Origin of the sequence: Corynebacterium sp. TAE3-ERU2 (assembly GCF_019209955.1) — a bacterium.
GTDB classification, from domain to species: domain Bacteria; phylum Actinomycetota; class Actinomycetes; order Mycobacteriales; family Mycobacteriaceae; genus Corynebacterium; species Corynebacterium megadyptis.
Genome location: NZ_JAHUTL010000001.1, coordinates 412,990 through 434,848, shown reverse-complemented (window position 1 = coordinate 434,848; position 21,859 = coordinate 412,990). Strand labels below are relative to the sequence as shown.

Genomic DNA, 21,859 nt, shown 5'->3' with positions numbered 1-21,859 from the left:
CTCAGCGGCACACCACCGTCACCGCGGCGGCGCGGGCCACCGTCTCGATCGGATTCACCTCGGCCGCACTCAGCCGCACCCCACGCAGCAGCAGGTGGGTGACTGGGTGCTCCTTGAACGCATCATGCAGCCCGTCGAGGTTGCTGGCCCGCTGATGCGGCTGGGCGCTGAGCGCATCAGAGATCAGCGCAATCAGCTCGCTGCGACTGCGTGCGCGCCGACAATCCACTGCCACTAGCTGCATGCCTAAACTCCCGTCATCCTGCAGAAACTCTCATAATGATCGGCCGTGTAGTACCACACATCGGGTGCGTCTCCGCCGGTGACGATGCGCCGCGGCCCGCGATGATTGAGCCCTGGGGTCTCCACCGTGTACTCGCGGTAGTAGTCCTGGGCGCGCTGCGGCAGCAGCTGCTCGTAGTTACCGAAGTGGGTGCCGTCGTTCTCGGGGTAGTCGAAAGGGCCGCCGGCCTCGATGCGCTCCACTACCTCCGCGGCCTCCGGCGGCAGGGTATCGAGCGCGCAGGTATCGCCGCTGGCGCTGCTGGCGCTGCTATCGGTGGACGGCTCCGAGCCATCGAGCCCGATATAGGCGCCGAGACCGGCGAGGAGGACGGCGCCGACGGACAGCGCCACTCGACGCAGGGAGCCGCGTGGCCCCGAAGAACGTTCATCAGCCATAAACACGTAGTGTATTAGCCTCCGTTGATAGAGATCAGCAGCGGTGGCATGATTCGTGTCTCAGCCGCACGCTAATGTAGGGGCCATGGGTAAAGGACGTATCCCTGAGCGGGACATTCAAGCGATCAGAGAGGCCACGCCGATCGACGAGATCGTTGGCGACTATGTGCAGCTCAAGCCCGCTGGTGTGGACTCGCTGAAGGGGCTATCGCCCTTCAAGGATGAGAAAACACCTTCCTTCCACGTGCGCCCAGCCCGCGGCTATTTTCATTGCTTCTCCTCCGGTGAGGGCGGGGATGTCTTCTCCTTCCTCATGAAGATGGAACACCTCAGCTTCCCCGAAGCCGTGGAGGCCTGCGCGGAGAAAATTGGCTACCAGATTTCCTATGAGGGCGGGGGACCGGGCCGGCGGGAAGACGTGGGCACGCGGCAGCGGCTGATCTTGGTGAATAAGATCGCCCACGAGTTCTATCAAGAGCAGCTGGGCTCCGCCGAGGCGCAGACCGCCCGCGATTTTCTCACCGAGCGCGGATTCAGCTCCGAGCACGCCCGCGAGTTCGGCTGCGGCTATGCGCCGGCGGGCTGGGACACCCTGACCAAGCACCTGCTGCGCAAGGGCTTCGACGTCACCGAGATTGAGGCGGCGGGTCTGGGCAAGATGGGCCGCCGCGGCCCGATCGATCGCTTCCACCGCCGCCTGCTGTGGCCGATCAAGAACCTGGCCGGGGATGTGATCGGCTTCGGTGCCCGCAAGCTTTTCGACGATGACAAGCTGGGTAAGTACATGAACACCCCCGATACCCTGCTGTATAAGAAGTCCAAGGTGCTCTTCGGGCTGGACATGGCCAAAAAGCATATCGCCGCCTCCCACCAGGCGGTGGTGGTGGAGGGCTACACGGACGTGATGGCCATGCATGCCGCCGGCATCCAGACCGCCGTGGCGGCCTGCGGCACCGCCTTCGGCGAGGAGCACCTGCAGATGCTGCGCCGGCTCATGCTGGACGATTCCTACTTCCGCGGCGAGCTGATTTATACCTTCGATGGCGATGAGGCAGGGCAGAAGGCCGCGATGCGCGCCTTCGATGGCGATCAGCAATTCACCGGCCAGTCCTATGTCTCGGTGGCCCCGGAGGGGCTGGACCCCTGCGATCTGCGCCTAGAGAAGGGCGATGCCGCAGTCCGCGAGCTCGTGGCCAGCCGCGAGCCCATGTTCGAGTTCGTGGTGCGCTCGATCATCGAGGATTATGACTTGGACTCCGTCGAGGGGCGCTTGCAGGCGCTCAGGCGCACGATCCCCGTCATCGCCGATATTCACGACCACACCCTGCGGGACGAGTACGCCCGCCAGCTTGCCGGCTGGCTGGGCTGGCGCGATATCGACGAGGTGGTGCGCCGGGTGCGGGAACAGGCGCGGGCCCCACGCCCGCAGCAGCAGTCGAAGCGGCGTCCACAAGCGGCCCCGCAGGAGGAGCCACGGGTGCCGCGGCCGGATCCGCGCGATAGCCGTCTCTGGCCGGAGCGGGAGGCGATTAAATTGGCGCTGCAGCACCCCGAGATCGCGGTGCCCTATATGCGGGCCTTTGATGATTCCACCTTCACGCATCCCTCGTATGTGGCGGTGAAACAGGCCGTGGATAAGGTCCTGCAGGCGGACGGTGATCACGAGGGCGTGGACTGGCTCGCAGCGGTGGCCGGGGAAATCCCGGATATTCACGGCCGCGGCCTAGTTTCTGAACTGGCCGTGGAAACCATCCGCGTGGATGCCGCCCATCTGGTGCGCTACGCGGACTCGGTGTATTCACGGCTGCAGGAAGTGCGCGTGGGGCAGATTATCGCTCAGCTCAAAGGGCAGCTGGAACGGATGAACCCCACGAAAGACGAAAAGGCCTATGACAGCCTCTTCGCGGATGTGGTGGCGCTGGAACAGCAGCGCCGCCAGTTGCTGGAGCGGGCGAACCGCTACTAGTCCTCGTCCGGCTCCAGCACGGACTGGTTATCAGAGCGCAGGTTCTTCACCTCGCGCATCCGCGGCTGCGGATCGAGCTTATTGGCGATGGCCTTGCGCGTCGCGTTGACCGCCGCCTTCGAGGCGGGGGAGTTCACCGCCGCCTGATAGGCGTTTTTGATCTGGGAATAACGTTTACGGCCTGCTTTCGTGCCGAAGACATAACCGGCGGCAGCGCCGACAACGAACTGAATCATTCCTGTCCTTTCCTATACACAACGTGTATCGAACCACTGTAGCAAGAGGCGGTCAGGACAGTCGGGTCGCGCTAGCTCTGGTCTTGGTCCAGGGTGGCGGGGTCCGGCAGCCAGCGGGGCACCACCTTGCCGCTGTCATTACGCGGCAGATCATCCACCCAGAAGATGTACTCCGGCACATTGTGCTCGGCCAGGGCGACGCGCACCTTCTCGCGCAGCTCGTCCTTCGTGAGCGCCGTGGCAGAGTCCGACTTGACCACCCAGGCCTCGAGGTGGGCGATCACATCGTCCTGCTTGCCCGAGACATAGACATCGGCGACCTCATCGAGCGCCCCGAGATACTCCTCGACCTCGCGGGGGAAGACATTCTCGCCGCCCTTGATCACCATGTCATCGGCGCGGCCTTCCAAGTGCAGGAAGCCGTCCTCGTCCAGGTAGCCCAGGTCGCCGGTGGCCAGCAGGCCATCGTGGGTAGAGGGGGTGTACTTATCGGAGAGGAAGCCCACCATGGTCATGGAGTTAGCCGAGTAGATCTCGCCCAGCTCGCCGACGCCGGCCTCGGAGCCGTCCTCTTTGAAGATCTTCAGCACGGTGCCCAGGTTGGGGCGGCCGGCATTGGAGGAATCAGCCAGCATCTGCTCGGAGGTCGAAATCGAGATCTGGGAGTGCTCGGTGGAGCCATAGAGGCTGTAGAGCACTGGGCCGAAGGCATCCACGAGCTCCTCCACCAGATAGGCGGGCACAGCATTGCCGGAGTTCGCGATGAACTCGAAGGGGCCGATCTTAGCGCCGGTCTTCTTCGCCTCGGCCACGAAGCCGCGCAGGAATACGGCGGAGGAGATGATGGCGTTGACCTTGTAGCGCTCGCAATCGGCCACGGCCTCGACCGGGTCGTAGTGGCGGCGCAGGATCTGGGTGCTGCCGGTGATGAGTGCGGCCAGCAGGTTGCCATAGCCCCAGGCGTGGAAGATCGAGGCGGTGGCCTGAATGGTCATGTTCATGCGCCACGGGATTACGCGCGTCACGCCGGCCAGGGCCTTCGGGGTGAGCGGGATAGGCATGACGACGCCCTTGGGGATGCCGCGGGTGCCGGAGGACATAATCACCGTATTCTGCGGCTTCGGGCGCTTCGGCAGCGTGAAGCTCTGGGCGGGAGTGGAGGTCAGCTCCGCGATCGTGGGGCTGCTGGAAATGTCCACCTGCTCCTCGCCCTCGGCGGCTACCGCACCCTCGACCACATAGTGCGGCACATCCGGGTTGGCATAGGCGACCTCGGCGTATTCGGCGTCCACAATGAACACGTCCGCGCCATAGGCGTTGAAGATATTGGTGATCTGGGTGGTCGACGATGCCGGATTGACGATCATGGGCTGCGCGCCGATATAGCCGGCGGCGGCGAGCGGCAGGATGATGCCGCGGGAGTTACGGGCCTGGATGGCGATCATGTCGCCCTCCTTCACCCCGTTGAGGGCGAGGTTAATGGCCATGTTCCGGGCCTGCTCGCGCAGCTCGGCGAAGGTGAGCTCGCCGAAGTCATCGATGATGGCGGTGCGATCGCCAAATTCGACGGTGGACTGTTCCACGAGCGAGGTAATGCTGAGTCCCCAGCGGCCCACAGCCGTGAGCGTATCCTTCCAGCCGCTGAGCGAGCGATTGCGGAGTACGCCGGTCTTCTTCAGGGGCTTAATGCTGCGCACGAGCTGATCTGCATGGGTGGCTGCGCTCACGCGTGTGGGACGTTGGGACATCGTCTTTTCGGGCCTTTCCTCTGGGATACATGGCGCTGGGCTGAACGCCTCATCTAGGTGTATCGCTCTAAATAAGCGCAAGGTTACAAAATGATAAAAAGCTATTGCTCACCTACACTTTAGGGATCCGTGGGGCAAAACCAAGACAGGGCCGCCTAAGAATCCAGCGAGCAGGCTATATATGCAGCACCCCCACGGCCAGCGGGTGTGGCCAGTGGGGGTGGTGTTGCGCTTGTGAAAGAAGTGTAGTGGTGGGGCCGCCGGGGCTCGAACCCGGGACCAGCGGATTATGAGTCCGCGGCTCTAACCGACTGAGCTACAGCCCCACGCGCCATCGAGTGCAAAGCCTTAGGCGCGAGGGTCATTATAGCCCGTCGTTCTGCTGTGGTGATAGTTGCTCTTCTTAAGCCTCAAAAATTGGAATAAGCAGCGAGTTTGCTTGTGATTGTAGGGGCGGGCTATAGTTATTTCTCGTTGCCAGCGAGGTCCGCTACAGGACTTAGTTGAAAACACAATCCCCCATAGCTCAACGGCAGAGCATTCGACTGTTAATCGAAGGGTTGTTGGTTCGAATCCAACTGGGGGAGCTTTTTCATGTCTGGGGTAAGGAAAAAGTATCGATGACTGCTGTAGTTTCCCCCTCTATTCTCACTCTCTGGGCCGTGCTGGATCTTATCGGCGTGGTACTCAATGGAGTCATCGGCGGCACGATCGCCCGCCAGCGTGGTTTCGACGTGGTGGGTTTTTTCTTTCTCGCCGTCTTCTCAGCTCTCGGCGGCGGCATGCTGCGCGATGTCCTCATCCAAGAAGGCGCCCCCGTAGCCATTACTAATCCCATTTATCTGCCCATGGCCGGCGTGGGGGCGCTCATTGCCTTTGTGCTTGATCTGCACGCGCGGTGGTGGACGATGTTTCGGGTGCATGCCGACGCCATCATCTTGGGCGTCTGGGCCGTGACCGGCACCTCGAAGGCCTTGGCTTTTGATCTGCCGGTCGCCTCGGCCGTGTTCCTCGGGCTCATCACCGCCGTGGGCGGTGGCATGATCCGCGATGTCTTTGCCGGCAATCCGCCCGCCGTCTTTGGCGGGCAGCCCCTCTATGCGGTGCCGGCGCTCGTGGCCTCGGCCGTGCTCGTGGTCTTTGATTCTTATGGCCTCTCGGGCATTGGCATGGTGGTGGCCGGTCTCACCGGCGCGCTCATGGCCATCTTTGCCTTCTGGATGGGGTGGGTGCTGCCACAAAATTCCACCCTGAGTGCCCGCAAGGTATGGATGCGCACGCGCACTCTCGCCAACCCCCGCCGAGTGCGCGGCTCCATGGCGGCGCGGGCCCGCCAGACCTGGAATACCTACATGAAAAAGAAATAGACTAAGCTGTCTTAATTGTCTGAACGGATCGGTTCGGTTTAGGATGTGGAACTTGGCGCAGCACGGTGCTGCGCCGGCCCCGAGTGGGCGTCGACAAGCATCAACGAGAAAGACAGCGACTATGACTGCCACATCCTCGCCGAGCTGGAAAAAGTTCACCAGCTTCGGCGCACAAGTTATCTATGGCCTCATCATTGGCCTCATTCTGGGATTCTTCGCCCGCCGTATGGGCGACGACTCGTGGCTGACGGAGGTTGTGAGCTCCGTCGGCTCGACCTATGTGAGCCTGCTGAAGCTCCTTATTCCGCCACTCGTGGTTACCGCCGTGATCACGTCGGTGGCTAATCTGCGGGAAGTGACCAATGCCGCCCGGCTGGCGGGGCAGACCATCATCTGGTTCGCCATCACGGCCTTGGTGTCGGTGGTGGCCGGTCTGATTATCGGCACCGTCCTGCGCCCAGGCGCCAATAGCAGCGTGGATGCCGCCAGTGCCGCGGAGCCGGACAGCGTGGGCTCTTGGCTCGGCTTTATCTCCTCGCTCGTGCCGGACAATATGCTCGGCTTGAGCGTGCGCGTCAGTGAGGGGGCGGACGGCTTCAGCGCCACCCCGAACTTCAACGTGCTGCAGCTGCTGCTGCTCTCCATCGCCTTCGGTATCGCCGCGGTGCAGGTGGGCAAGAAGGCCGAGCCCGTGATTGAGTTCTCCCGCTCCCTGCTGGAGCTGGTGCAGAAGGTGCTGTGGTGGATCATCCGGCTGGCGCCGATTGGCTCCGCCGCGCTGATCGCCCGCGCCGTGGCCACCTATGGGTGGGATACCATCGGCTCGCTTGGCGCCTTCGTTCTCGCCATCTACCTCGGCCTCACGGTGGTGATCGGCGTGATCTACCCGAGCGTTCTCGCCCTCAACGGTTTGAGCGTGCGCACCTTCTTCCGCAAGGTGTGGCCGGTGACCTCCCTCGGCTTTGTTACCCGCTCCTCCATGGGCGTGATGCCCGTGACTGAGCGCACCACCGAGCAGGCCCTCGGCGTGCCCCGCAGCTACACCAGCTTCGCGGTGCCGCTCGGAGCCACCACCAAGATGGACGGCTGCGCCGCGATCTACCCGGCCATCGCCGCGCTCTTTGTGGCGCAGTTCTATGGCATCGACCTCGGCGTGAAGGAATATCTGCTCATCGTCTTCGTGTCCGTGATCGGCTCGGCAGCGACCGCCGGCACTACCGGCGCGACCGTGATGCTCACCCTCACCCTCTCCACGCTGGGGCTGCCGCTGGCCGGTGTCGGCCTGCTGCTCGCCGTGGACCCGATCCTGGATATGGGCCGTACCGCCGTGAACGTCACCGGTCAGGCGCTGGTGCCCACTGTGGTGGCCAAGCGCGAGGGCATCCTCGATGAGCACACCTACGACAATGAGGAGGTCTCGACCTATGAGGAGGAGCGCAGCCACGCGGACGTGACGTCCTAGCGTCTCAAGAAGGCCAAACGCTGCCCGCCAAGGTATTACCATGGCGGGTATGCAGCTTCTGGAGGAGATCACGCAGTGGCCCGTGGACAATGTCGCCGGCGCCCTGGTCCAACTCGATCGCGAGACCGGCGCCGCCACCCTCACCGAGACCGTCGGTGACACGAAAAAGGTGGTGCCGCTGGCCAGCGTGAGCAAGCTCCTCTCCGCCTATGCCTTCCTCATTGCCGTGGAGGAAGGCGTCTTTGACCTCGATACTCCGGCACCCGCACCCGCCCCCGCAGGCTCGACTGTGCGCCATCTTCTGGCGCATGCCTCGGGGGTGGGTTTTCATGAGGGCGATCGCATGCGCGGGGTAGAAGAGCGCCGGATCTACTCTTCCTATGGGTTTGAATTGCTCGCCGAGTTCCTTGAGCAGGAGTCGGGGATCAGCTTTCCCGAGTATTTCCACGAGGCCCTGTGCGAGCCTCTAGGCATGGCCACCACGGTGCTCAAGGGCTCACCCGGGCACGGCATCGAATCGAGTGTGTCGGATGTGGCCAAGTTCGCCCAGGAGCTGCTCGTGCCCTCCCTGCTCTCGCAGCAGATGAGCCGCGAGCTCGCCACCGTGCAGTATCCGGAACTCATCGGCATTGTGCCCGGCTATGGCATGCAGAAGCCCTGCCCGTGGGGTCTCGGATTCGAGATTAAAGGGCAGAAGGATCCGCACTGGACGGGGGCCTCCATGCCGCCGGAAACCATCGGCCACTTCGGCGTCAGTGGCACCTATATGTGGTTCGTTCCGGAGACCCGCACCGCGCTCGTCGTGCTCACCGACCGCGACTTCGGTGACTGGGCCAAGCCACTGTGGTCCGAGTTCAATGACGGGGTGTGGCGCCGGCTGCAGCAGCGGAATTAAGAGCGGCCTCAGAGAGCGCTGTGAACCTCAAGTACCACTTGAGAAAAAGGGGGTATCAACTGGTGGTTGAGGGTTGCTGGGGTGCTCTCTTTTTCAGCACTATTGCTTCTAGACGCGCGGCCACGTGCCGCGCCACCATGAGAGGTCGTTGGGGAAGACGTACCTCGTCTTAGGGCACCCGCACCGCGGGGTTTGCCCATTGCTTATCGACGCCACCTGCTCGCCAGCGCCACCGCGCTGTACGGCGAGCTGGGTCCCGCAGAGAAGAAACGAGCCAGCACCATGACCTTCCCCGCTACCTGCCATCACTTCGCCCACCGCGCCGCGCTGCGGCCAGCCCTGCGGGCGCTTCCTCGCCCCCGGGTGGATGATATTCAGATCGCCGTCGTGGATATCGCGGGGCTGCCTCGCTCCCGGCGCATGGCCGTGGAGGAGCTGTTTTATACCCACCTGCGCTCGGAGCCGGCGGTGCCGGCCAGCGCCACCGTGGATTATGAGGCGAATTGGTGCACCCAGTGGCAGAGCGACCCGCGTAGCCGCACTGTGAGCTGCTCTCAGTTACTCAGCGGCACGGCCACGGAATTAGACACGCTCGCGACTGCCCTGACTGAGCTCGGCGAGAGCCTCAGTGCACAGGTCAGCACGAGCGTGCGGATCGTCTCGGCCTAGTTCTTCTTCTTAGAGCCCTTCTTCTTGCCGGAGCTGGCGGTGGAGGACTTCTTGGCGCCATCGGTGTAGAAGCCGTCCTCGAAGGGATCCAGGGTGTGACCCACCAGATCGGCGACCGAATCCACCACCTTGGTGGGGCGGTAGGGGAACTTGGTGATCGAGAGATCATCGGAAATACCGGAGCGCACGAGAACGGTGCGCATCCCGGCCTCGAGGCCGCACTTGACGTCGGTATCCATGCGATCGCCGATCATCACGGTGGACTCGGAGTGCACACCGAGCTCATTCAAGGCGCTGCGCATCATCACCGGGTTGGGCTTGCCCACAAAGTAGGGCTTCTGGTCGGTGGCGGAGGTGATCAGCGCCGCCACGGCGCCGGTGGCCGGCAAAATGCCCTCGGGGGAGGGGCCGGTGACATCGGGGTTGGTGCAGATGAACTTGGCGCCATCGCGAATCAAGCGGATGGCGCGGGTGATCGCCTCGAAGGAGTAGGTGCGGGTTTCACCCAGGATCACATACTCCGGCTCCTTGTCGGAGATGATCCAGCCGGCCTCGTGCATGGCGGTGGTCAGCCCAGATTCACCCACCACGAAGGCGGTGGTTTCGCCCACCTGGCTGGAGAGGAACCGGGCGGTGGACAGCGCCGAGGTCCAGATGCGCTCCTCGGGGATCTCCAGGCCGGTGTTGCGCAGGCGGGCCGCGAGATCGCGGGGTGTGTGGATCGAGTTATTGGTGAGCACCATGTACTCGATCTCATTGGACTCGAGCTCGGCGATGAAGCTATCGGCACCGTCGATCATCTTGCCCTCTTGGATGAGGACACCGTCCATGTCGGTCAAAAAGGAAATATGAGCAGTCATAGCTCCTATTGTGCCCTGTTCTGCTTATCCACAGCGGCTATCACTTCGGCGGCGGTGCTGAAGGTGAAGGCGTCTTCGTCGCCTACCTGCAGGCCGGTGGCCTGTTCTACCCGCAGCGCTAGCTCCAGCAGCTCCAGTCGCGAGAACCCGAGATCCTCTCTGAAGTCGGCATCGACGTCCACGGCTTCCCGGTCCATGTCCTTCACCCGGGCGATGAGGCGGGTGATCTGGGTACGGGTATCGGAGGTGTCCTCGGGTTCCTCGCTCGCGGCCGGCTGCGCGCCCAAGGCGCGGGCAAGCTGTTCTCCTAGTTGGCTCATGATTCTTAGCTTAACGGTGCGACTAGGATGGACACTTATGGATCTCGTTCCCCGCCGCTTTGAACAGCTCACCCAAGCCATGGTGTGGCGGCTCACCCCCAGCGGGCGAAAGAAGCTCCGCGAGAGCCGTTATCGCCACGCCTCCGACCAGCACGCCCCCGGGCTGACCAACCCCACCGCCACGGGCACCGTCGATGTCGATGACATCGCAGTGCAGTACTATCAGCTCGGCTGTGAGCAGGACCCCGACGCCACCGTCGTGTTCGTCCACGGCTTCACCCTCACCGCCGATTCCTTCTTCCTGCAGATCGATCACCTGCGCGAGCGCTATCCGCGGATCCGCAGCCTCGCCGTGGACCTGCGCGGGCACGGCGAGACGGGGGAAGTGGATCCCCGGCTGTGCACCATCTCCGGCGCCGCCGATGATGTCTATGCCGCCATCAGCGCCCGCACCGAGGACGAGCCGCTCATCCTCGTCGGGCACTCCCTCGGTGGCTTCGTCGTGTTCAATATGCTGCGCCGCTATCACGAGCACCTCGCCGGGCGAGTGAAGGGACTCGTGCTCGTCGATACCGCCATCGATTCCTTCTCCGCCCAGGGCGTGCCGCAGGTGCTGGCCTCGCCGATCGCGGATATGGCCTATAACGCCGTCGAGGCCGCGCCCGAGGTGGTGCAAAAATATCGTGACTCCATGAGCGAGCTGCTCGGCCCGGCGCTGGCGACCTCTGTGTTCAAGGCGCACGACATCGAATACCCCATCGTGGAGTTCCATGCGGAAATGATTCGCCATACCCCCTTGGCCACGCTGGTGGGCTTCTTCGACGATCTCCAGGAACACGAAGAGCTCGCCGCCGCCCAGTACCTGCGGGGGATTCCCGGCTTCATTCTGGTGGGCAAAAAGGACATCTTTACCCCCGTCAGCCAGTCCGAGCGGATCCACGAGGTATGGCCCTATGCCACGTTGAAGATCGTGGCCGATACCGGCCACATGCTGCCGCTGGAGCAACCGGAGCTGCTCAGCGCCTGCATCGATGAGTTGATCGAGGCTCTCGACTAGTTTTCTCCGGAACACACAGCAACGCCCCCATACCGCGTGAGCGGCATGGGGGCGTGTGTGCTTCTTAGGCCTCGGTGGGATCGTCGAGCTTATACTCCCGTGCGGCCTGGGCCACGACGTCCTCGTCTACCTTGCCCTCGCGGGCAAGCGCGGCCAGGGTGGCGACCACGATGGACTCGGCGTCGATATTGAAGTAGCGGCGGGCTGCCGGGCGGGTATCCGAGAAGCCGAAGCCATCGGCACCCAGCACGGTGTAGTCGCCGGGCACCCACTTGCGGATCTGATCCGGCAGAGCGGTAGCGAAGTCCGAGACGGCCACAAACGGGCCCTCGGCGTCGGCAAGCGCGCGGCTGACAAAGGGCTTCTCGTGCTTCTCATCAGGGTGGCGCAGCGCGGCCAGCTCATAGGCTTGGCCATCGCGGGCCAGCTCCGTCCAGCTGGTCACCGAGTAGATATTGGCGGCAACATCGTAGTTCTCGCGCAGCATCTCCTGGGCCTTCAGCGCGGCCTGCATGCCGATACCGGAGGCGAGGATATTCGCGGAGTGCTCGGCATCCTCGGCATCGTCGAAGAGATAGATGCCCTTGAGCAGGCCCTCGACATCGAGGTTCTCCGGCACGGCCGGCTGGGAGGTCGGCTCGTTGTAGATGGTGAGGTAGTAGATCACATCCTCGCCCCGACCCTCGCCGTACATGCGGTCGATGCCCTCGCGGACGATATAGGCCAGCTCATACGCGAAGGCCGGATCATAGGAGATCACCGAGGGGTTGGTGGAGGCCAGCACAGGGGAGTGGCCGTCCATGTGCTGCAGACCCTCGCCGGTGAGGGTGGTGCGGCCGGCGGTGGCGCCGAGCAGGAAGCCGCGGGCCATTTGGTCCGCCGCTGCCCAGATGGAGTCGCCGGTGCGCTGGAAGCCGAACATCGAGTAGAAGATGTACAGCGGGATCATCGGCACGCCGTGGGTGGCATAGGAGGTGCCGGCGGCGATGAACTCGCCCATGGAACCGGCCTCGTTGATGCCCTCGTGCATGATCTGTCCGTCGGTGGCCTCCCGGTAGGAGAGCATGAGGTCATGGTCCACCGGGGTGTAGTTCTGGCCGTGCGGGTTGTAGATCTTCAGCGTCGGGAACCACGAGTCCATACCGAAGGTGCGGGCCTCATCGGGGATGATCGGCACGAAGTGCGGAGCCAGCTCCTTATCGCGCATCAGATCCTTGAAGATGCGCACAATCGCCATGGTGGTGGCGACCTTCTGCTTACCCGAGCCCTTGAGCGCGGACTTCAGCTTCTCGATCGGCGGAACGCTCAGCGGCTGGTAGCTATCGCGACGCTCAGGCAGGAAGCCGCCGAGCTCCTTGCGGCGCTCCAGCATGTACTTGACTTCCTCGGACTCCGGGCCGGGGTTGTAGTACGGCGGCAGGTAGGGATCCTTCTCCAATTCCTCATCGGAGATCGGGATTTCCTGCTTATCGCGGAACTTCTTCAGATCCTCCGCGGTGAGCTTCTTCATCTGGTGGGTGGCGTTGCGGCCCTCGAAGTTGTGGCCCAGGCCGTAGCCCTTAATGGTGTGCGCCAGGATCACGGTGGGGCGATCCTTGGTCTCCATGGCGCGCTTGAAGGCGGCATAGATCTTGCGGTAGTCGTGGCCGCCGCGGCGCAGATTCCAGATTTCCTCATCGCTCATGTCCTCGACCAGCTTGGCGGTGCGCTCATCGCGGCCGAAGAAGTGCTCGCGCACATAGGCGCCGTCATTGGCCTTGAAGGTCTGGAAATCGCCGTCCGGGGTGTGGTTCATCAGGTGAACCAGGGCGCCTTCCTTGTCCTTTTCGAAGAGCTTGTCCCATTCGCGGCCCCACACGACCTTCACCACGGACCAGCCGGCGCCGCGGAAGAAGGACTCGAGTTCCTGAATGATCTGGGTATTACCGCGCACCGGGCCGTCGAGGCGCTGCAGGTTGCAGTTGATGACGAAGGTGAGGTTGTCCAGGTTGTCCAAGGCAGCCATGTGGATGAGGCCGCGAGATTCGGGCTCGTCCATCTCGCCATCGCCAAGGAAGGCCCAGACATGCTGATCGGAGGTGTCCTTGATGCCGCGGTTCTCTAGGTAGCGGTTGAAGCGAGCCTGGTAGATCGCGTTCATCGGGCCCAAGCCCATGGACACGGTGGGGAACTCCCAGAATTTCGGCATCAGGTGCGGGTGCGGGTAGGAGGGCATGCCGCCTTGGGGGCGGGAGACCTCCTGGCGGAAGCCATCCAGATCGTCCTCGCTGAGGCGTCCCTCGAGGAAGGCGCGGGCATACATGCCGGGGGAGGCGTGGCCCTGGAAGAAGATCTGGTCGCCACCGCCGGGGTGATCCTTGCCGCGGAAGAAGTGGTTGAAGCCCACCTCATAGAGCGGGGCAGCGCCGGCATAGGTGGAAATGTGGCCGCCCACCTCGATGCCGGGGCGCTGGGCGCGGTGCACCATGATGGCGGCGTTCCAGCGGATCCAGCGGCGATAACGCTTCTCAATGGTCTCATCGCCGGGAAACTCCGGCTCCATGCTGGTGGGAATGGTGTTCACGTAGTCCGTGGACGTCAATGAGGGCAGCGGTACGCGGCGGGCGCTGGCGCGCTCCAGCAGGCGCAGCATCAGGAAGCGGGCACGGGTGATGTCCGACTCCGCGAGCATGCCATCGAGGGAGTCCAGCCATTCGCGGGTCTCCTCTGGGTCCACGTCATTGAGATAGGACGCGACGCCATCACGAATGAGGGAGAAGTTTGTTTGGTCTTGAGAGCTGTCGCCGGCGGTGGAAGCCATGCCTTAAACCTCCTAGGGTCAAAAAATTGTTCCTTCGTCGAATGCCCCATCACCCTCTAAAAGGGGGCGCGCAGCGGCGCAATGGGGTGTCCGCGGAGACTCTGTCTACTCACTAGAATACGGATCTATCCGCGGTGGCATGGCACTGCGTTCCACTGATCCTTTTGTGCACAATGCTTATCGACGCCGCCCCGCCGCCTTTTATGCTTCGTGCCTGCAGATTGGCCATGCTCTTTGTGCAGCTAAGCGCCTCGCGCCGCCACACAGTGGCCCCAGGGCGGCCGCAGAACAAGAGCGGCGCGCGGGTCCGCACTGTGTGTAGTGAACGGGGGTGCGGCCCCGCGCTAGTGGTGGGACGTGTGGGCACGGGAGGGTCTTTTTTAGTTTGGGATGAGATAAAAGGCTCTCAGGGCTGTAGTCTCTGAAGGGTGACCTCAACTAAAGCTCAGGAAGGAACCAACCCAGTGGGCGACGCCCCCGGCGCCGTAAACAACAGCGGAGCAGGCTATGCCCAGCTGATGGATGTAAAGACCGGCGACATTATCCAAGAAGTCGGCTGGGACGAGGATGCGGACAGCACGATCAGCGAGGCCCTCGAGGACGCTATCGGCGCCGAGCTCCTCCAAGAAGACACTGATGAACTCTGTGATGTCGTGCTGTTGTGGTGGCGTGAAGAGGACGGCGACTTAGTCGACGGCCTCGTAGACTCCCTTCGCTCCCTCGCCGACAGTGGCGCAGTGTGGCTGCTGACCCCCGGCGCCGGCCAGCCCGGCACCATCGAACCGGGCGTGATCGCGGAATCCGCGCAGCTCGCCGGGCTGGTGCAAACCAAGGCAGAGCGCCTCGGCGATTGGCAGGGTTCCTGCTTGGTACAGCGCGGCTATAAGCGCTAGTTTCTTTTCTCATTCGCGCAGCTAGAGGGCATTGTTTAAGGATTGCCCTCGGGCTGTGCTACTGTGTCCACACAGCTCACAATGGTGAGCGTGCGCGCCTTTAGCTCAGCTGGAAGAGCAGCTGGTTTACACCCAGCAGGTCGGCGGTTCGAGCCCGTCAGGGCGCACAGATTCACAGCCCCATCGCAGCAGTGCGGTGGGGCTGTGTGTATGTGTGGGGGAGATTCGCTGTGGCACATGTGGTGGGTGTGAAAATTGGGAATTTTGAACCCAAAAGGGTGTTGCAGAAAGTTTATTTTTAGCAGCTATATAGCTGCTGTGTCACCGTCGCTACGGTCACTAATAAAAGGGGCAATGCGCTGGGGGAATGGCCTCTGTGGGGCTGAGAAGAAAATAAGGGCGCAGCGGCCGTGTCGCTGCCTGCCCCGCTAGATAACGGTTGTGTCACGATTATCTATGATCTATCCTCAACACGTGATTTAAAACCCTCTGTGCTGCGTTCCTGTCGGGATCGTGGCGAGGGTGTCAATATGACCGCCGTGCAGTCTCGGCCGCCTCGATGAGCGCTCTTCTCAGCTTCTGCTGAGGGGGAGTTCAGTCTGGGCGGGGGCTGCATATTCTTAGGAAATGTGAGTTATGCGTCGTTTCTCCTCCTCCATCCTTAAGGCCACCGTCGCCGCGGTGACTGTGGCCACCATCGGCTTGGGCTCCGCCAACGTGGCCTCTGCCCAGCTTCCGCAGCTGCCGCCGCTGCCGGAGGTGCCGCAGATCCCGGGTCTGCCTGCTGCCCCGGCACTGCCGCCGGCACCGGGCCTGCCCTTCCAGCCGGTTCACTCGGGGGAGAAGGAGATGGTGACCTTCGGTGACTCCTTCACCGCCAACGCCGGTAAGGGTGGCCCGCGTGGCCTGGCTCCTGCGCAGAGCCCGCTGGTGCCGAACTGCGCCACCGATATGGATAACTGGCCCAAGACCGCTGCCCGCGACCTCGGCTACTCCCTCGCTGACTGGTCCTGCAATGGCACCGGCGGCGCCCCCGTCATTCAGCTGCGCGCCTACCTGGAGCTCGCCATCCAGCAGGGATCCATCGGCCCCGGCACCAAGGAAGTCGCCATGATGTACGGTGGCCTCGATACCCTGCAGTGGGTCGATGCCGGCATGGACATGGCCAATATCCCCACCCCGGATTCCACTCTCTTCCGCGAGACCATGCGCGAGACCGCTAACCGCATCCGCCAGGTGGCCCCGAACGCTCGCGTTTCCCTGGTGTCCTACCCCGAGTTCGCTACCAACGATCAGGTCTGCCTCTACAACGAGCAGCACGTGCTGCACCCCATCGCCACCCCGGGCGCTACCCAGGTGCAGGAGAAGTTCCGCGACTCCCTGCGTAATGCCGCTCACTTCGCTGGCATGAACTTCGTGGACATCTACCCCGAGAGCATCGGCCACGGCACCTGCGCTCCCCGCAATGAGGATCGCTGGGTCGCCGGCGTGGCGGACCCGGTGATCGGGCCGCTGCCGAACCACCCGACCGTCCAGGGCACCAAGGCTATGGGCCACATCGTGGCCAATAAGCTGCGCTAAGTCGCTCTGAGTGCCTGCCACCGCCCCCACGCCCTGCATGGTGTGGGGGCGGTTGTCGTAGGCTAGACGCTTATGACTGCTCCTACGCACGGCCGCGCCGGCGCCTGCGGCATTATCGCTGGGGTCGCCGCCGACCGGATCATCGGCGATCCGCAGCGCGGGCACCCCGTGGCGCTATTCGGCCGTTATGCGCTGTGGCTGGAGCGCCGCCTCTATGCCGACTCGGTGGCCCGCGGCGCCCTCTATTGGGGCGCGGCGCTGGCCCCTGTGGTGCTCGCGACGCACGCGGCGGCGAAACGCGCCCCGGAGCTCACCATGGCGGCGGTGCTGTGGGCCAGTCTCGGCGGCACCACCCTCGAGCGCGTCGGCAGCAGCTTGGCCGATGCCCTTGAGGCCGGAGAGAGCGAGAGCGCCCGCGCCTGGATCCCTTGGCTCTGCTCCCGAGATCCCGCGCTGCTTGATCTGCCGGCCATGGCCCGCGCCGGCACCGAATCCCTGGCGGAGAATACCTCCGATGCCGCGGTGGTGCCGCTGGTGCTCGCCGCCACCGGCCGCCCCGAGCTGGTGGCCGCCCACCGCGCGATTAACACCCTCGACGCCATGGTGGGCTATCGCTCCGAGCGTTATCTCCGCTTCGGGCGCGTCGCCGCGGTCATCGATGATGTCGTTGCCTATATCCCCGCCCGTATCAATGGGGCGCTGCACGTGGCCTTGGCCGCCACTCGCGGCCGGGGGCGTGCGACGCTGCGTTTTTGGCGGGAGCAGGCCCCGCAGCATCCCAGCCCCAATGCCGGGGTGGTGGAGTCCACCGCCGCCGGGTATCTCGGGGTGCGCTTGGGCGGGCCCACCGTCTATGCCCATGGCACAGAAAACCGGCCCCACTTGGGGGCCGGGTCGCCGCCGCAGGCTCAGGATCTGCGGGCGGCAGTACAGCTGGCGCGGCGCACCCAAGCGCTCGCGGCGCTCGGGGCGGTGCTGCTGGCTCAGAAGCGCTCTTCGTCCTGTTCCGCGCGCCGCTGGAAGGCGCTGTGGCGCTTCTCGCTATAGCGGGCCCGTTTCGGGCTCGGCGTGGCCGGAGTGTCGCTGAGATAGGGCTGCGGCTGAGAGAGCGGATCCAAGGCGGAGGTGTGCTCCGTTTCCTCCTCATCGCGGCGGCGCTCCCGCAGCTCGGCATAGATGAAATAGCCCAGCGCGAGCGGCGCCATGATGCCAAAGGCAATCCACTGCAAACCATAGGAGAGATAGGGGCCACTCTCCTTTGAGGGCAGCGGCTGGGCGGTGAGCACCCCCGGCTGATCCGCGGTGAGCTGCACAAAATCGCGGCCCAGCGGCAGTCCGGTGAGCTCCGCTATCTGCTCGGTATTAATGCCCCATACCTGCTCATAGCCCTGATCGAGCATCGGCTCCTGAGTGGGGGTGGGCTCATTGACGCGCACATGGGTGGTGATCGTCACCTCGCCGTTGGGCGCGGGCGCAATGGAGGGCACCTCGGTATTGCGGGCCGGCACATAGCCGCGATTGACCAGCACCACCTCGCCGGAATCCAGCTCGAAGGGGGTCAGCGCGTTGAAGGCCGGGCCGCCGCCGACAGGGCGCATACGCAAAAGCACCTCGTGCTCGGGGAGATAGTGCCCGCGCAGAATCGCGCGATGCCACTCATCTGCCGGATCAATGCGGCCGGTGGAGTCCACCAGCTCGCTATAGTCCACCGGCTCCACCGCAAAAGCGGCATCCAGCTGCTCATTGCGTTCATTGGTATCGGAGTTCTTGCCCAGCTGCCACGGTGCGAGCACCGCAATAGCAAGATAGGTGAAGGCCACCACAAGGACGGCGGCGATCACCCAGCCAGGATTGAGAAAAGCCTTCAGGCCCGCAGAGCTGCGGCTGCTTTCGGCGCTGTTATGTCCAGACACGGTGCTTAGCTTAGCGAAGTCGCGTGACGAACCCAGTCCACAATGCCCGGGGTGGCCGCCTCGATCTGCCTGCGGGTGATGCTAAAGCCCTCGCTGCCGCCATAATAGGGATCCTCCACGATGGCCCCCGGAGCGGAGTCCGGATCAAAGGAGCGCAATAAACGAATGCGCTCTTCAGCGGCGCCCTGGGAGAGAAGGTCATCGATGTGGCCATCGTCGAGAGCGATGAGCAGGTCGGCGTCGATAAGCGCACTGCTCAGCTGCTGGGCGCGATGGGACTCGCCATCATAGCCATGCGCAGCCAATTCGGCGCGGGCGCGACGATCCGCCTGTTGGCCGCTATGCCAGCCGCCGATACCGCAGGAGGAGATCTCGACGGCGTCGGCCATGCCCGCATCCTCGACTGCGGCGCGCACGATGACCTCGGCCATGGGGGAGCGGCAAATATTGCCGGTGCAGACGAACACGATGTGGGGCTTAGCTGAAGTAGTCACTGAGAATCCTTTCGGTGGCTGCAAAATCGGAAGCCGAGTGGGTGGCCGCCGCGTACTCGTCCGGGCGCCCATATCCCCACTCAGCCGCGATGGAATCGATCGACCGGGCGTGGGCCGCCTCAAAATCGTGGATGCGATCGCCCACCAGCACCACTGTGTCGCGCTGCGGATCGATCTCGAGGCGGTCCATGACATAGTCGAGCACCGCAATCTTAGTGCGGCGGGTGCCGTGCTCCTCGGCCGCCCCAAGGAAGGCGAGATGCTCCATCATGTCGAAGTGCTCCAGGGTCTGGCGAGCAAAGCCTTCGCCCTTGCTCGAACAGGTGGCCACGGTCAGCCCCGGGGTGGCGGCGGCGCGGCGCAGAAACTCGAGCGCGCCGGGGTAGGGCTGCGACATCGACCAGCCCGACTCGCCAAAATAACGCAGATAGGCGTGCAGGCCACGGCGCGCCGTCTGCTCATCCAGACCGAGCCGGCCGAGGGTCTGCTCCATCGGCGGACCAGCGATAGTGGAGAGGAACTCCTCGCTGGGGTGCTCCACACCCAGCTCGTCGAGCGCGAGCAGCAGGCTATGGCGGATGCCGCGAAAGGAATCCACGAGGGTGCCATCAATATCGAGCAGCAGAAATGTCCCAGAACTCATGCTGTCCAGTCTGTCAGAAACACCCACGCCATGCTTTAGGCTTGAAGCTTGTGTCCCTCTATGATCTGCACTTCCACGGCGATGTGCCCGCGGCCACCGCGGAGCTCGACTTCGCGGTGAATGTCGCCGCCCGCACCCCGGAGTGGCTGCTCGCGCCGCTGCGCGCCGAGGTGGATAATCTGCGCGGCTATCCGGACCACGGCCTCGCCGCCCAGGCCCAGGAGGCGATCGCGGCGATGCACGGGGTACGGGCAGAAAATGTGCTCCTGCTCAACGGCGCCGCGGAAGGCTTTGCGCTGCTGGGGCGCTGCGAGCCGCGCCATCCCGTGGTGCTCAGCCCCGGCTTCACCGAGCCCGCGGCCCAGCTGCTCGACCAAGGCTTTGAGGTCGAGCTGTGTCGGACCGCCGCCGATTTCTCGCTCCCGCCGATTCCTGCGGCAGCCGACATGGTGGTGCTCGGCAATCCCACCAACCCCACCGGCCGGCTCTACAGCGCCGAGGAGATCGCCGCGCTGCGCGCCCCGCAGCGCACCGTGGTGGTGGATGAGGCCTTCATGGATATCGCCGGCGATGAGCAGAGCGTGATCACTCAGGCCGCGGCGGGGGAGTATGTGGTGCTGCGCTCGCTCACCAAAACCTTCGCCCTGGCTGGGCTGCGCTGTGGCTATGCGGTGGGCAGCCCCGAGATTCTCCAGCGCTGGGCGCGCTACCGTCCGCACTGGCCGCTGAGCACGCTGCAGTACCGGGCCTTTCTTACTGTGGCCGCCCGGGGCGAGGAGTTCCTCCGCCAGGAGCGGCAGCGGCTGGCGGCGGCGAAACAACGCCAGTGCGCCCTGCTCGCCCCGCATGCGCGGATCCACCTGCCCACCTCGCCTGCGCCCTTTATGCTCATCGAGCCGCGCTGCCACCACCCCGAGCAGGTGCGCCTGGCCCTCGCCCGTGACGGGATTAGTGTGCGCCCCTGCCAGAGCTTCCCTGGGTTGGATGAGCGCTATTGGCGGCTTGCGGTGCGCGAGGAGGCCGCCGTGCGCACGCTTATCGACGCCTTCCTCGAGGCCTGCGCCACCATCCCGGACTAGGCACGTACGCTGGGGTGGACGAGATCCCACAGCGACTGAGGAGAGCCGATGAGCTATACCGTGGCCGATATCCGCACCATCCTAGACCGCGCCTACCCGCCCTATCTGGCGGAATCCTGGGACAAGGTGGGCCTGATCTGCGGCGACCCGGCAGCCCCGGTGCGCTCTGTGGGCTTCGCTTTGGATGTCACCCTCGAGGTGGCCCAGCGCGCCGTGGAGCAGGGAGTGGACATGCTCATCGTGCACCACCCGCTGCTGCTACGGGGCGTGAACTCGGTGGCCGCCGACACCCCGAAGGGGCAGGTGCTGCACACCCTTATCCGCGGCGGGGTGGCGCTTTTTGCGGCGCACACCAACGCCGATTCGGCGCGGCCCGGAGTGAACGATAAGCTCGCCGAGCTCGTCGGCATTCGCCCCGGCCGGCCCATCAAGCCGATCGATCCCGCTGGGCTGGACAAGTGGGGCGTGCAGGTGCCCGAGAGCCATCTGGAGCAGGTCAAGCAGGCGCTATTTAGCGCTGGTGCGGGCGAGATCGGGCACTATGCCAAGTGCGCCTATAGCTTCCCCGGCACCGGCCAATTTGAGCCCCAAGACGGCGCCGATCCCTATGACGGCGAGGTGGGCACCCTGCAGCGCACCGCCGAGTGGCGGGTGGAATGCGTGGCCCCGCGCCGGGTCCGCCAGGCCATCCATGACGCGCTACAGCAGGCCCATCCCTATGAGGAGGTGGCCTTCGATATCGTCGAGCTCGCCGGCATCACCGATCCCGAGCAGGCCTATGGTTTGGGGCGCATCGGACAGCTGCCCGAGCCGATGCGGCTCGCCGATTTTGTGCAGCAGGTGGCGAACGCCCTGCCCGAAACCGCCTGGGGGATTCGCGCCGCCGGCGATCCCGAGCAGCTCGTGCAGCGCGTGGCGGTCTCCTCCGGGGCGGGGGATAGCTTCCTCGATACGGTGCGCGGATTGGACGTGGACGTCTACGTCACCTCCGATCTGCGCCATCACCCCGTGGACGAGTATCTGCGCGCCGGTGGCCCCGCCGTGATCGATACCGCGCACTGGGCCAGCGAGTTCCCCTGGACGGCGCAGGTCAGTGAGCTGATCGCTACGGAAACGGGGCTAGACACTACAATCATCGACATCCGTACTGATCCGTGGACGATGTCCGCACACCCGCACCACCACTAGAGGAGAA

General features: G+C 64.2%; 21 protein-coding genes and 3 tRNA genes. 13 read left to right on the top strand and 11 right to left on the bottom strand.

Annotation, left to right across the window (positions count from 1 at the left end):
* Position 1 precedes the first annotated feature (1 nt).
* Together KRX12_RS01875 and KRX12_RS01870 are read right to left on the bottom strand one after the other, a co-directional pair.
* Entirely contained in the window at positions 2-244 is a 243-nt protein-coding gene (locus KRX12_RS01875; protein ID WP_218365515.1) for a hypothetical protein, read from the bottom strand.
* A gap of 2 nt (positions 245-246) precedes the next feature.
* Entirely contained in the window at positions 247-681 is a 435-nt protein-coding gene (locus tag KRX12_RS01870; protein WP_218365514.1) for a ribonuclease domain-containing protein, read from the bottom strand.
* Between the two features lie 85 nt (positions 682-766).
* On the opposite strand from KRX12_RS01870, the gene dnaG reads away from it, so the two are divergent.
* Positions 767-2,647, top strand: coding sequence for a DNA primase (gene dnaG / locus KRX12_RS01865; protein WP_218365513.1), 1,881 nt, complete (start codon positions 767-769; stop codon positions 2,645-2,647).
* On the opposite strand, the gene KRX12_RS01860 is transcribed toward dnaG, so the two are convergent.
* The 3 genes from KRX12_RS01860 to KRX12_RS01850 form a co-directional block, all read right to left on the bottom strand.
* Positions 2,644-2,883 carry a hypothetical protein gene (locus KRX12_RS01860; protein WP_218364078.1) on the bottom strand — a complete coding sequence of 80 codons (240 nt, stop codon included), beginning with the start codon at positions 2,881-2,883 and terminating at the stop codon, positions 2,644-2,646. The genes dnaG and KRX12_RS01860 overlap by 4 nt on opposite strands.
* 71 nt (positions 2,884-2,954) lie before the next feature.
* Positions 2,955-4,631, bottom strand: coding sequence for an AMP-binding protein (locus tag KRX12_RS01855; protein ID WP_218364076.1), 1,677 nt, complete (start codon positions 4,629-4,631; stop codon positions 2,955-2,957).
* 249 nt (positions 4,632-4,880) lie between these two features.
* Positions 4,881-4,957, bottom strand: a tRNA-Ile gene (locus tag KRX12_RS01850).
* 189 nt (positions 4,958-5,146) lie between these two features.
* On the opposite strand from KRX12_RS01850, the gene KRX12_RS01845 reads away from it, so the two are divergent.
* From KRX12_RS01845 to KRX12_RS01825, 5 genes are all read left to right on the top strand, one after another.
* A tRNA-Asn gene (locus KRX12_RS01845) sits at positions 5,147-5,218 on the top strand.
* 33 nt (positions 5,219-5,251) lie between these two features.
* Complete coding sequence (locus tag KRX12_RS01840; RefSeq protein ID WP_218364074.1) at positions 5,252-5,998, top strand: trimeric intracellular cation channel family protein; 747 nt, start codon at positions 5,252-5,254, stop codon at positions 5,996-5,998.
* A gap of 121 nt (positions 5,999-6,119) precedes the next feature.
* Positions 6,120-7,460: a dicarboxylate/amino acid:cation symporter gene (locus KRX12_RS01835; protein WP_218365512.1), complete on the top strand. Its 1,341-nt coding sequence runs from the start codon at positions 6,120-6,122 to the stop codon at positions 7,458-7,460.
* A 49-nt stretch (positions 7,461-7,509) separates the two neighbouring features.
* Positions 7,510-8,355, top strand: coding sequence for a serine hydrolase (locus KRX12_RS01830; RefSeq protein WP_218365511.1), 846 nt, complete (start codon positions 7,510-7,512; stop codon positions 8,353-8,355).
* A gap of 192 nt (positions 8,356-8,547) precedes the next feature.
* On the top strand, positions 8,548-9,024 hold the full coding sequence (locus tag KRX12_RS01825; RefSeq protein ID WP_218365510.1) for a hypothetical protein: 477 nt from the start codon (positions 8,548-8,550) through the stop codon (positions 9,022-9,024).
* On the opposite strand, the gene KRX12_RS01820 is transcribed toward KRX12_RS01825, so the two are convergent.
* Both KRX12_RS01820 and KRX12_RS01815 read right to left on the bottom strand, forming a co-directional pair.
* Positions 9,021-9,884, bottom strand: coding sequence for an HAD-IIA family hydrolase (locus tag KRX12_RS01820; RefSeq protein ID WP_218365509.1), 864 nt, complete (start codon positions 9,882-9,884; stop codon positions 9,021-9,023). The two genes, KRX12_RS01825 and KRX12_RS01820, sit on opposite strands and share 4 nt — an antisense overlap.
* A gap of 5 nt (positions 9,885-9,889) precedes the next feature.
* On the bottom strand, positions 9,890-10,204 hold the full coding sequence (locus KRX12_RS01815; protein ID WP_218364064.1) for an acyl carrier protein: 315 nt from the start codon (positions 10,202-10,204) through the stop codon (positions 9,890-9,892).
* 37 nt (positions 10,205-10,241) lie between these two features.
* Between KRX12_RS01815 and KRX12_RS01810 the strand changes: the two genes are divergently transcribed.
* Positions 10,242-11,261: an alpha/beta fold hydrolase gene (locus KRX12_RS01810; protein WP_218365508.1), complete on the top strand. Its 1,020-nt coding sequence runs from the start codon at positions 10,242-10,244 to the stop codon at positions 11,259-11,261.
* 64 nt (positions 11,262-11,325) lie between these two features.
* On the opposite strand, the gene aceE is transcribed toward KRX12_RS01810, so the two are convergent.
* Positions 11,326-14,061 (bottom strand): pyruvate dehydrogenase (acetyl-transferring), homodimeric type, encoded by a 2,736-nt coding sequence (gene aceE, locus KRX12_RS01805; protein ID WP_218365507.1) that lies wholly within the window; start codon positions 14,059-14,061, stop codon positions 11,326-11,328.
* Positions 14,062-14,579: 518 nt separating this feature from the next.
* On the opposite strand from aceE, the gene KRX12_RS01800 reads away from it, so the two are divergent.
* From KRX12_RS01800 to KRX12_RS01785, 4 genes are all read left to right on the top strand, one after another.
* Positions 14,580-14,954 (top strand): DUF3052 domain-containing protein, encoded by a 375-nt coding sequence (locus KRX12_RS01800; protein WP_151529262.1) that lies wholly within the window; start codon positions 14,580-14,582, stop codon positions 14,952-14,954.
* A gap of 94 nt (positions 14,955-15,048) precedes the next feature.
* Positions 15,049-15,121 (top strand) — tRNA-Val (locus tag KRX12_RS01795).
* Between the two features lie 469 nt (positions 15,122-15,590).
* On the top strand, positions 15,591-16,535 hold the full coding sequence (locus KRX12_RS01790) for a GDSL-type esterase/lipase family protein (RefSeq protein ID WP_218365506.1): 945 nt from the start codon (positions 15,591-15,593) through the stop codon (positions 16,533-16,535).
* A gap of 72 nt (positions 16,536-16,607) precedes the next feature.
* Positions 16,608-17,582, top strand: a complete 975-nt coding sequence (locus KRX12_RS01785) for a CobD/CbiB family cobalamin biosynthesis protein (RefSeq protein ID WP_218365505.1) — start codon at positions 16,608-16,610, stop codon at positions 17,580-17,582.
* Here the strand turns inward: KRX12_RS01785 and KRX12_RS01780 are convergent.
* The 3 genes from KRX12_RS01780 to KRX12_RS01770 are packed head-to-tail and all read right to left on the bottom strand — an operon-like array spanning position 17,519 to position 19,585.
* Complete coding sequence (locus KRX12_RS01780; RefSeq protein WP_218365504.1) at positions 17,519-18,448, bottom strand: SURF1 family protein; 930 nt, start codon at positions 18,446-18,448, stop codon at positions 17,519-17,521. The genes KRX12_RS01785 and KRX12_RS01780 overlap by 64 nt on opposite strands.
* Before the next feature lie 5 nt (positions 18,449-18,453).
* On the bottom strand, positions 18,454-18,942 hold the full coding sequence (locus KRX12_RS01775) for a low molecular weight protein-tyrosine-phosphatase (protein WP_370625512.1): 489 nt from the start codon (positions 18,940-18,942) through the stop codon (positions 18,454-18,456).
* Positions 18,926-19,585 (bottom strand): HAD hydrolase-like protein, encoded by a 660-nt coding sequence (locus KRX12_RS01770; protein WP_218365502.1) that lies wholly within the window; start codon positions 19,583-19,585, stop codon positions 18,926-18,928. The genes KRX12_RS01775 and KRX12_RS01770 overlap by 17 nt, the downstream gene beginning before the upstream one ends.
* 50 nt (positions 19,586-19,635) lie before the next feature.
* Between KRX12_RS01770 and cobC the strand changes: the two genes are divergently transcribed.
* Together cobC and KRX12_RS01760 are read left to right on the top strand one after the other, a co-directional pair.
* Positions 19,636-20,664: an Rv2231c family pyridoxal phosphate-dependent protein CobC gene (gene cobC, locus KRX12_RS01765; RefSeq protein ID WP_218365501.1), complete on the top strand. Its 1,029-nt coding sequence runs from the start codon at positions 19,636-19,638 to the stop codon at positions 20,662-20,664.
* A 48-nt stretch (positions 20,665-20,712) separates the two neighbouring features.
* Positions 20,713-21,852, top strand: a complete 1,140-nt coding sequence (locus tag KRX12_RS01760; RefSeq protein ID WP_218365500.1) for a Nif3-like dinuclear metal center hexameric protein — start codon at positions 20,713-20,715, stop codon at positions 21,850-21,852.
* Positions 21,853-21,859 lie beyond the last annotated feature (7 nt).

Coding starts and splice junctions, on each gene's coding strand:
- KRX12_RS01820 (WP_218365509.1), bottom strand. CDS start 9,884: ATGACTGCTCATATTTCCTTTTTGACCGACATGGACGGTGTCCTCATC.
- KRX12_RS01760 (WP_218365500.1), top strand. CDS start 20,713: ATGAGCTATACCGTGGCCGATATCCGCACCATCCTAGACCGCGCCTAC.
- KRX12_RS01800 (WP_151529262.1), top strand. CDS start 14,580: ATGGATGTAAAGACCGGCGACATTATCCAAGAAGTCGGCTGGGACGAG.
- KRX12_RS01875 (WP_218365515.1), bottom strand. CDS start 244: ATGCAGCTAGTGGCAGTGGATTGTCGGCGCGCACGCAGTCGCAGCGAG.
- dnaG (WP_218365513.1), top strand. CDS start 767: ATGGGTAAAGGACGTATCCCTGAGCGGGACATTCAAGCGATCAGAGAG.
- KRX12_RS01860 (WP_218364078.1), bottom strand. CDS start 2,883: ATGATTCAGTTCGTTGTCGGCGCTGCCGCCGGTTATGTCTTCGGCACG.
- KRX12_RS01855 (WP_218364076.1), bottom strand. CDS start 4,631: ATGTCCCAACGTCCCACACGCGTGAGCGCAGCCACCCATGCAGATCAG.
- KRX12_RS01790 (WP_218365506.1), top strand. CDS start 15,591: ATGCGTCGTTTCTCCTCCTCCATCCTTAAGGCCACCGTCGCCGCGGTG.
- KRX12_RS01815 (WP_218364064.1), bottom strand. CDS start 10,204: ATGAGCCAACTAGGAGAACAGCTTGCCCGCGCCTTGGGCGCGCAGCCG.
- KRX12_RS01785 (WP_218365505.1), top strand. CDS start 16,608: ATGACTGCTCCTACGCACGGCCGCGCCGGCGCCTGCGGCATTATCGCT.
- KRX12_RS01770 (WP_218365502.1), bottom strand. CDS start 19,585: ATGAGTTCTGGGACATTTCTGCTGCTCGATATTGATGGCACCCTCGTG.
- KRX12_RS01810 (WP_218365508.1), top strand. CDS start 10,242: ATGGATCTCGTTCCCCGCCGCTTTGAACAGCTCACCCAAGCCATGGTG.
- KRX12_RS01835 (WP_218365512.1), top strand. CDS start 6,120: ATGACTGCCACATCCTCGCCGAGCTGGAAAAAGTTCACCAGCTTCGGC.
- aceE (WP_218365507.1), bottom strand. CDS start 14,061: ATGGCTTCCACCGCCGGCGACAGCTCTCAAGACCAAACAAACTTCTCC.
- KRX12_RS01830 (WP_218365511.1), top strand. CDS start 7,510: ATGCAGCTTCTGGAGGAGATCACGCAGTGGCCCGTGGACAATGTCGCC.
- KRX12_RS01870 (WP_218365514.1), bottom strand. CDS start 681: ATGGCTGATGAACGTTCTTCGGGGCCACGCGGCTCCCTGCGTCGAGTG.
- KRX12_RS01840 (WP_218364074.1), top strand. CDS start 5,252: ATGACTGCTGTAGTTTCCCCCTCTATTCTCACTCTCTGGGCCGTGCTG.